This window comes from Planktothrix sp. (assembly GCF_046067725.1).
Lineage (GTDB): Bacteria > Cyanobacteriota > Cyanobacteriia > Cyanobacteriales > Microcoleaceae > Planktothrix.
On sequence record NZ_JBJUDF010000208.1, the window covers coordinates 1 to 9,368 of the forward strand.

Sequence of the window (9,368 nt, forward strand, 5' to 3'; positions counted from 1 at the left end):
ATACTTTATTAGCATCTTGGAAACGGTTAGTTGAGGATAATTTGTTTACGCAACAAAAACCTTAAGTAGAGACGTGCCATGGCGCGTCTGTACCAGTTATCAGTAATTAATTGTTTTCAAATTGTTGTTTATTTCCCTAAAAAAACCATGACCGCTTATCAATTGAAACCCTGGACACAAGTTGTTACTCCCCATCCTGATATTCTCGATGGCAACCTTGATAATGCCACCTATGCCGCTAACTTAGGCAGTGTTATTCGCCAAGAACCAAAATGCCCCAGGTTGTATCGAGATGCCCGTGACTTCTTTAATTCCACCTACTTAACCGGAGAACTCAGAGGTATTTTAGCTGATGTTCTCAAAGGATTACAGGGAGATGCCGGAAACCGGGTAATTCAACTGCGTACCCCCTTTGGCGGAGGGAAAACCCACACCCTGTTAAGTCTTTATCACCTTGCTAAACACCGTGACCAACTGCGGGGAATTCCTCAGTTAGACCCCTTACCTGACCCTGGGGACGTGACGGTGGCTGCGTTTATTGGGTTAGATATTAGTGCTTCAACGGGTATTTCAATTGAAAACGGCCCGCAAATTCTTACCCCTTGGGGATATTTAGCTTGGCAAATTGGGGGAAATGAAGCGTATCAATTAATAGAAGCAGATGATAAAAACCGCACCGCACCAGGTAATAACGATTTAAGAAAAATAATAGGAGATAAACCAACTCTTATCCTCATGGATGAATTTTTGGTTTATGTGGAAAATGCAATGGGAATACAGCTTGGGGACTCTACCTTTGGGCGACAAGTGTTAACCTTTGTGCAGAAACTTACAGAAGTGGTGCGAGAATTGCCTAAAACAGTTTTAGTTTATTCTCTGCAAGCTAGTGTACAAGAAGCGGTAGGAAATGAAGGGTTATTGAGTGTTTTAGATAAACTCGTTAGTCGCATTGATGCGAAAAAAGAGCCCGTCTCTGGGGATGAAGTGATGGAGGTGGTGCGAAAACGGTTATTTACTGATATTGGGAATACAGAAATTATTGCCGAAGTCGCCCGTCAGCAAGCGGCATTATTTCGCAAATTTCGAGAAAGTTATACCACCACAAACCGAGAAAAACAGGAAGTTGAACAGCAAGCCAAACTATTAGAAGAACGCATTAAGTTAAGTTATCCGTTTCACCCGGATTTGTTAGATTTAATGTATCACCGTTGGGGTAGTTTACCCAGTTATCAACGCACTAGAGGCGCGTTACAATTTCTAGCTTCAATGGTTTATGCGTTGCGGGAAAAAAATGACCTCTCATGGTTAATTTCACCGGGGAATGTTTTGTTTGACCATGAAGCGGTGAAAAGTGCTTTTTTTAGTCAAGTCGGTGAACGAGATAATTATAGTGCTGTCATAGCCGCTGATTTAATTGGTACAAAAGCTAAGGTAAATTTTGTAGACCAACGAATTGCTCAAGATGTGCCAACTATGTCGAGTTTGAAGGTTGGGAGTCGTTTGGCTTCTGCGATTTTAATGTATTCGTTTGGCGCCAGAGGTGGGGAAGAACGCGGGGTGTTTGAACAGGAAATTGTCGGCGCGTGTTTAGCCCCTGGTTTAGATCGAAATACAATTGTTACGGTATTAAATGATTTACGAGAAGAATTACTTTATCTGCATTATGTTGGACAGCGTTATCGGTTTGAAACCAAAGCCAATCTCAATAAATTAGTAGCAGATGAAGAGCATAAAATTAGCAGTGATGAAGTTTTAGAACGCATTCAGGGAGATTTGAAAAATAGTTTAAAAAATGCCCAGGGAAAGGTCGTTTTATGGCCGAAGGATTCCAGTGCAATTCCTGACCATATTAATCAGTTTTGTACGGTTTATTTAGATGCCCGTTGGGCGGAAAAAAGCACAGAATCTTTACAAGAAGACGGCATGAGGTGGTTAGAAAATCGAGGAAATGATAAACGGGATTATAAAAATGCCATTGCTTTTGTTGTTCCTAATAACATCCAATTTGATAAAGCTAGAAAAGCTACTCGGACGTTATTAGCAGTCAATTGTTTAGTGAAAGATCAGGAAAAATATAATTTTTCTATTGAGGATTTGGATGAGTTAAAAGAAAAAGGAAAAGAAGCAAAATCCAGTTTAGATGCGAGTTTACGTCGTCTCTATGAACAAATTTTATTACCTTTACGTCCCCAAGAACAAGCTAAAATCAAGTTAGAAATGATTGATTTGCAGTCTCAAATTAACACCAGTCAAAATTTACAAGATCGGGTTTTATATGCGTTAAAAAATCATGTTTTTAATTCAATTACCGTTTCTAAAATGATTAGTTATTCTAAAATTAATGAATCTGAAATCGGGGTGATTCAGGGAGATGAACTCATTAGTTATTTTTTCCGGTTTCCCGGTTATCCTAAGTTATTAAGTGATGAACCGATTAAGAAAGCTATCTTAGGAGCGATCACAGATGGTAATATAGGATATGTTCCTCAACTTAAAATTCTGGGGGATAGTATAACAATTGATAAACCAGCGTTAATTAGTTTTAATCGCCATATTCCAGCCGATGAATTAGATTTATCCGGTTATTTATTAGCACCCCGTATTGTTGAAAAGTTTCAACAAAAATCACCTATTATTGAACCTGAAAATGATGAAACTCAACTAGATTCTATTAACTATTCTGATTCGTTAACGGAAAATACAGGTTCAAAGGTTGCAGAACAAAAACCGACGGTTGAGTACAAGTCAGCTAATAGCAGTTTAACTCGGACGGTATTAGCTGATATTGTGGATGGTAAACAAGCCGCTAAACGTTATACCCTGAGTTCAGTTTTGAATAAAGCTCAAGTTTTTGAATTTTTTGAAATGTTGCAAAGATTATCTGATAAAGCCGATGATATGAGTATTGAGATTAAAATTAAAGCGTTTACAAAGGGAGAATTTGACCCAAATTGGATTCGGAATGCGATTGAAGAACCTTTAGATGAAATAGATATTCAAGCACAGACTAAACTCGAGTAAATCACAACGTGATCTAATTTCTAACGATGAATAAACCGAAGAATCAATTAGTATTTAACCGGATGGAAAAGTTGTGACGTTAACCGCAGATGAAATTCCCCAGCCTCCATCGATGCTTATCCTACCCCCTGGAGCAATTTACAGTTTCTCGACCCAACCCACTTAGTCGTAGAGAATGTGGGTCGTTCACATCACAGGGCTTGAAATTTTGTAAAGATATGTTACTATGCGTAGAATTACATCAACCGTTTGTGTACCTGTTTACAAACAAAACGCCTAAACTATGAATAACATGACTCAAGTGACCAAAAAATTTTTGATTTTGTTAGCTACCGTCAGCAGTGTCGCTGCTTTGGGTGCTTGCTCTCAACCGAGCGCCACCAACACCACCCCTGAACAACCCGCCACAGAACAAGCCACAGGGACTCCTGAAGCAACAACCCCTACAACAACAACCGCCACCTCTCCAAGTCCGGCTTCTGAAACCACAGCTACCACAGCTTCCCCAACTCCGGCTTCTGAAACCACAGCCACCACAGCTTCCCCAACTCCGGGTTCTGAAACCACAGCCACCACAGCTACTACAACTCCTGCAGTAGCCTCTGAAAACACTGATACAGGAGTCACTTTAGCCTCCAACGAGTCAGAAACGGTTTTAGAAATTGCCAGCAGCAACCCTTCTTTTAGTACGTTTACAAAAGCCGTTGAAGCCGCTGGGTTAACAGAAACCTTGTCTGGTGCAGGCAATTACACGGTTTTTGCTCCTACCGATGAAGCTTTTGCCGCCTTACCTGCGGGAACCTTAGAAGAGTTAATGAAGCCAGAAAATAAAGAAAAATTGGCTAAAATTCTTCAATATCACGTTCTACCCACAAAAGTTGCCTCGGCTGAAATTCAACCCGGTGAAGTCGCTACAGTTGAAGGAGACCCGGTTAATTTAGAAGTAGCTGAAGGCAAAGTTAAAGTTAATGATGCTGAAGTGGTTCAACCAGATATCAATGCCAGCAACGGCGTTATTCATGTGATTAATGTCGTTATTCTTCCCCCTGAAACTCCTGCACCTAACGCTCAATAATTCAGTTTATTAAAAACCTGGTTTCTTTAAGAAACTGGGTTTTTTGTATGATTTATATCCCTAAAGTTAATTGGGTTGCTTTGACTTCTTTTTGTTTTTCTGCTGATTTTAAAACTTCATATCCTAATGGAATTGATAACCGTTTTTTCTCTTCAATGATTTCTCGAATCGTTACCATTGAAATTATATCATAACTTTGACTCATATATTGATTTTGATAAATTCCAGCAGATTTAGCGGTTTTAATCATCTCTTTTGTGGGTTCTTTTAAGGTAATTAAAATTCCCATCGCTGCTTTTTCTAGGGTTAAGGTTCCTTGTAAATCTCGAATATCTCCTGATTTAATATTACCGGATTTAACTTGTAAAATAATTTTTTCGGGTTCATCCTGTTCTCCTCGAAAATAAGCAATCCCATCAATCCCTTTATCTGCGCCTTTTTTGGGGTTAATTACTGCCCGATTATTACTATAAGTTAAAACGGCCCATTTTTCAAATTCCTTGCGGGTGCGATCATCTTTTTTATTGGCTAATGCTTCCGCCGATTTCATATCTTTAGGAATTCCATTGAGTTGAATTTGTTCTAAAATTCCTTGACCAAAAGCATCTTCTAACCGTTTTAAAATTAAACTAATACTTTGATAAGTTATATCAATTCCTATCCATTGACGGTCTAAACGTTGTGATACAGCAACGGTTGTCCCACAGCCACAATAAGCATCTAAAATGATATCTCCTTGATTACTGCTAGCTTGAATAATTCTTTCTAATAAAGCTTCGGGTTTTTGTGTAGGATAACCTAAACGTTCTTTATCTTGAGAAGAAATCGGTTGAATATCATCCCATAAATTTTGGATGGGTTTACCTTGCAATTCATCTAAAAAACGTTTTCTTCTAATTCTTCCTGTTGTATCTTTAGGAAAATGTAATCGTCCTTCTTGATCCCATTGTTCCATTTTTTCTTTTGAAATTGCCCATCCAGTAGCCGGGGGTTTATATCCTTTATATTCATACATTAAATTAGGACGGGGAGAAGGACTAGCTAGGTTATCAGCTTGATAACGTCTCCCATTTTCATCAACATATTTAAAAGATTTATCTACATAATTTGAATACCCTTCTACCTCAAAAGAAAATTGACTATTGAAACAAGATTGATTAGATTTTGTATAGAATAAAATAGTATCTGTAGAAACTCCAAAACGAGAAGATTTATGATTAGTTTCTCCTCTCCCACTTTTCCTTTTCCAAATTATTTCATTTTTGAAATCTCCACCCTGAGAACAAAAAATAGAATCTATCAGTAATTTTAAATAATGACTCGCTGTTTGATCACAATGTAAATAAAAACTTCCTGTTAATTTTAAAACACGATAAATTTCTGCAATTCTCAAAGTCATACTCACTAAATAAGCCAAAAGTCCACCTTTACCCAGAACTTTTGTTAATCCCGCAATTAAATCAATACTTTGTTGGGTAAAATGACCTTGATCATTACTAAAAATTTCATCTAAACCTTGATTTGCATGATCATCCCAAGTCCAAGTATCAATAAAGGCTTGGGCTTGCGCTCGATCTTCTTTCCCTAAATTATTATAAATTTGATCATAGTTACGTTTAGAGTTAAACGGAGGATCAATATAACATAAATCTACAGATTCATCTTTAATATATTTACGCAAGACTGTTAAGTTATCTCCATAAAATAATTGATTGACCATCTTGAAAAACCATCAAACAATAATTTATTATTTTATCATAGCTATGATCAAATATTTAATAATAAATTTACTTTTTTTGAGTACGAGAAGTGAGTGATTGTTCTATAGACTGACAAGATCAGTTAAAATACTAAAGGTATTTGTGTACAATTGTAAAATTACCCGGACTCCCTATCATTAACACTCTATGAAAAGCGCATTTTTAGACCGCCTCCACAGTCCTGAACGTCCCGTTATCGTCTTTGATGGAGGAATGGGAACCAACCTACAAACCCAAAACCTGACAGCAGATGATTTTGGCGGAAAAGATTATGAAGGTTGTAATGAATATTTAGTGTATACAAAACCCGAAGCCGTTGCTAACGTTCATCGAGGCTTTTTAGAAGCAGGTGCAGACGTCATTGAAACCGATACTTTTGGGGGAACTTCGATTGTTTTAGGCGAATATGATTTAGCCGATAAAGCTTATGATTTAAACAAAACTGCCGCTGAATTAGCTAAACGTTTAACCCAAGAATATTCTACACCCGAAAAACCGAGATTTGTTGCTGGTTCAATGGGCCCAGGAACCAAATTACCCACCCTCGGACATATTGATTTTGATACCTTACATCATGCGTTTGCTGAACAAGCGGAGGGATTATTTGATGGAGGAGTAGATTTATTCATCGTTGAAACTTGCCAAGATGTCCTACAAATTAAAGCCGCTTTAAATGGAATTGAGGATGTTTTTGCTAAAAAAGGAGAACGTCGTCCGATTATGGTTTCTGTAACAATGGAATCCTTTGGAACCATGTTAGTCGGGTCAGAAATGAGCGCGGCGTTAACCATTTTAGAGCCTTATAAAATTGATATTTTAGGGTTAAATTGCGCCACTGGCCCTGATTTAATGAAAGAACATATTCGCTATTTAGCTGAACATTCTCCCTTTGTCGTTTCCTGTATTCCTAACGCTGGTTTACCCGAAAATATTGGCGGGAAAGCCCATTATAAATTAACGCCTATGGAACTAAGAATGGCGTTAATGCACTTTGTAGAAGATTTAGGAGTGCAGGTAATTGGCGGCTGTTGTGGAACCCGATATGAGCATATTCAAGCCTTAGCTGAAATTTCCAAAACCCTCAAACCTAAAGAACGAATACCGCAGTTTATTCCCGCCGCTGCATCTATTTATAGTACCCAAACTTATGAACAAGAAAACTCCTTTTTAATTATTGGGGAACGTCTTAACGCCAGTGGGTCGAAAAAATGCCGAGATTTACTGAATGCTGAAGACTGGGATGGGTTAGTCTCTCTAGCAAAATCCCAGATAAAAGAAGGCGCCCAAATTTTAGATGTTAACGTCGATTATGTCGGACGTGATGGGGTGCGAGATATGCGTGAATTGGTATCTCGCGTCGTGACTAACGTAAATTTACCCTTGATGTTAGACTCCACAGAATGGCAGAAAATGGAAGCCGGGTTAAAAGTTGCTGGGGGTAAATGTTTACTGAATTCTACTAACTATGAAGACGGCGAAGAACGCTTTTATAAAGTGTTAGAAATCGCTAAAAAATATGGTGCGGCAGTGGTCGTTGGAACCATTGACGAAGACGGAATGGCGCGGACAGCAGAGAAAAAATTTGAAATTGCTAAACGCGCCTATAATGATGCCATTAATTATGGAATTCCCGCCCATGAAATCTTTTTTGACCCTTTAGCTTTACCGATTTCGACCGGAATTGAAGAAGACCGAAATAACGGCAAAGCAACCATTGATTCTATTCGCCAAATTCGTCAAGAATTACCCGGATGTCATATTGTTTTAGGGGTTTCTAATATTTCCTTTGGGTTAAATGCAGCCGCACGACAAGTGTTAAATTCCGTGTTTCTTCATGAAGCAATGCAAGTGGGGTTAGATTCAGCTATTGTCAGTGCCAATAAGATTTTACCTCTAGCCAAAATCGACCCTGAACATCAAGAAGTTTGTCGTAAATTAATTTATGATCAACGAGAATTTAATGGCGATGTTTGTGTCTATGACCCATTAGGAAAACTCACCACTTTATTTGAAGGAAAAACCACAAAACGAGATCGCTCTGGAGATGCTAACCTACCCGTAGAAGAACGCTTAAAACGTCATATTATTGACGGAGAACGTATAGGATTAGATGATGCCTTAGCCGAAGCATTGAAACAATATCCGCCGTTGGATATTATCAATAATTTGCTGTTAGATGGCATGAAAGTTGTGGGAGAATTGTTTGGTTCTGGGCAAATGCAGTTACCTTTTGTGTTACAATCTGCCCAAACCATGAAAGCCGCCGTTGCTTATTTAGAACCCTACATGGAGAAATCAGAAACGGGGGATAATTCCAAAGGGACTTTTATCATTGCAACCGTTAAAGGGGATGTGCATGATATTGGTAAAAATTTAGTCGATATTATTTTATCCAATAACGGCTATCGGGTGATTAATTTAGGAATTAAACAACCCGTTGAAAATATTATCAACGCTTACCAAGAACACAACGCCGACTGTATTGCCATGAGTGGATTATTAGTCAAATCCACCGCTTTTATGAAAGAGAATTTAGAAGCCTTTAACGAAGCCGGAATCAAAGTTCCCGTTATTTTAGGGGGGGCGGCGTTAACACCTAAATTTGTCTATGATGATTGTCAAAACACCTATAAAGGTCAAGTTATTTATGGCAAAGATGCCTTTTCCGACTTGAACTTTATGGATAAATTAATGCCCGCCAAAGCCGCCGGACAATGGGATGATAGCCAAGGATTTTTAGGGGAATATGCGGAAGCGAAGAAAACGAGAGTTAAAGTAGAAACCGTTATATCTGAGTCCTCTGAAGAGACAGAAGAAATCGTAATTGATACCCAACGTTCTGAAGCCGTTGATGTTAATATTGACCGTCCGATACCGCCTTTTTGGGGAACAAAAATCTTACAACCGCAACATATTGATTTAGAGGAGGTTTTCTGGTATTTAGATTTACAAGCGTTAATTGTAGGTCAATGGCAATTCCGTAAACCCAGAGAACAATCACGGGAAGAATACGATGCTTTCTTAGCGGAAAAAGTCTATCCGGTTTTATCCGAATGGAAAGCTAAAATTCTAGCGGAAAACTTATTACATCCAACAGTGATTTACGGGTATTTTCCCTGTCAAGCAGAAGATAACTCTTTATTCATTTATGACCCCGAAAATCATCAAAAACAAGTGGCTCGTTTTGACTTTCCTCGACAAAAATCCGGGCGACGGTTGTGTATTGCGGACTTTTTTGCCCCCAAAGAAACCGGACAGATTGATGTTTTCCCGATGCAAGCGGTAACAGTGGGAGAAATTGCCACCGAATACGCCCAAAAATTATTTGCCGCCAACGACTATACGAATTATTTGTATTTTCATGGAATGGCGGTACAAACCGCAGAAGCGTTAGCGGAATGGACTCATGCAAAAATTCGCCGTGAATTAGGGTTTGGGAATGAAGAACCCGATAATGTTCGAGATATTTTAGCCCAACGTCATCGGGGTTCTCGCTATAGTTTTGGATATCC

4 protein-coding genes are annotated in these 9,368 nt (G+C 38.6%); 3 read left to right on the forward strand and 1 reads right to left on the reverse strand.

Features of this window, described 5'->3' with window-relative positions; translation table 11 throughout:
* Positions 1-147 precede the first annotated feature (147 nt).
* The gene (locus ACKPEB_RS12790; RefSeq protein ID WP_408971296.1) at positions 148-3,021 is read left to right on the forward strand and encodes an ATP-binding protein; all 2,874 of its coding nucleotides are present in this window, start codon (positions 148-150) and stop codon (positions 3,019-3,021) included.
* Positions 3,022-3,304: 283 nt separating this feature from the next.
* A complete protein-coding gene (locus ACKPEB_RS12795; RefSeq protein WP_408965317.1) occupies positions 3,305-4,096 on the forward strand; it encodes a fasciclin domain-containing protein in 792 nt (263 codons plus the stop codon).
* Positions 4,097-4,148: 52 nt separating this feature from the next.
* On the opposite strand, the gene ACKPEB_RS12800 is transcribed toward ACKPEB_RS12795, so the two are convergent.
* The gene (locus ACKPEB_RS12800; protein WP_408965318.1) at positions 4,149-5,816 is read right to left on the reverse strand and encodes a DNA methyltransferase; all 1,668 of its coding nucleotides are present in this window, start codon (positions 5,814-5,816) and stop codon (positions 4,149-4,151) included.
* A 187-nt stretch (positions 5,817-6,003) separates the two neighbouring features.
* Here ACKPEB_RS12800 and metH point away from each other — a divergent pair.
* Positions 6,004-9,368 (forward strand): methionine synthase (gene metH, locus ACKPEB_RS12805; protein WP_408965319.1); only part of this gene is annotated, 3,365 nt, incomplete at its 3' end.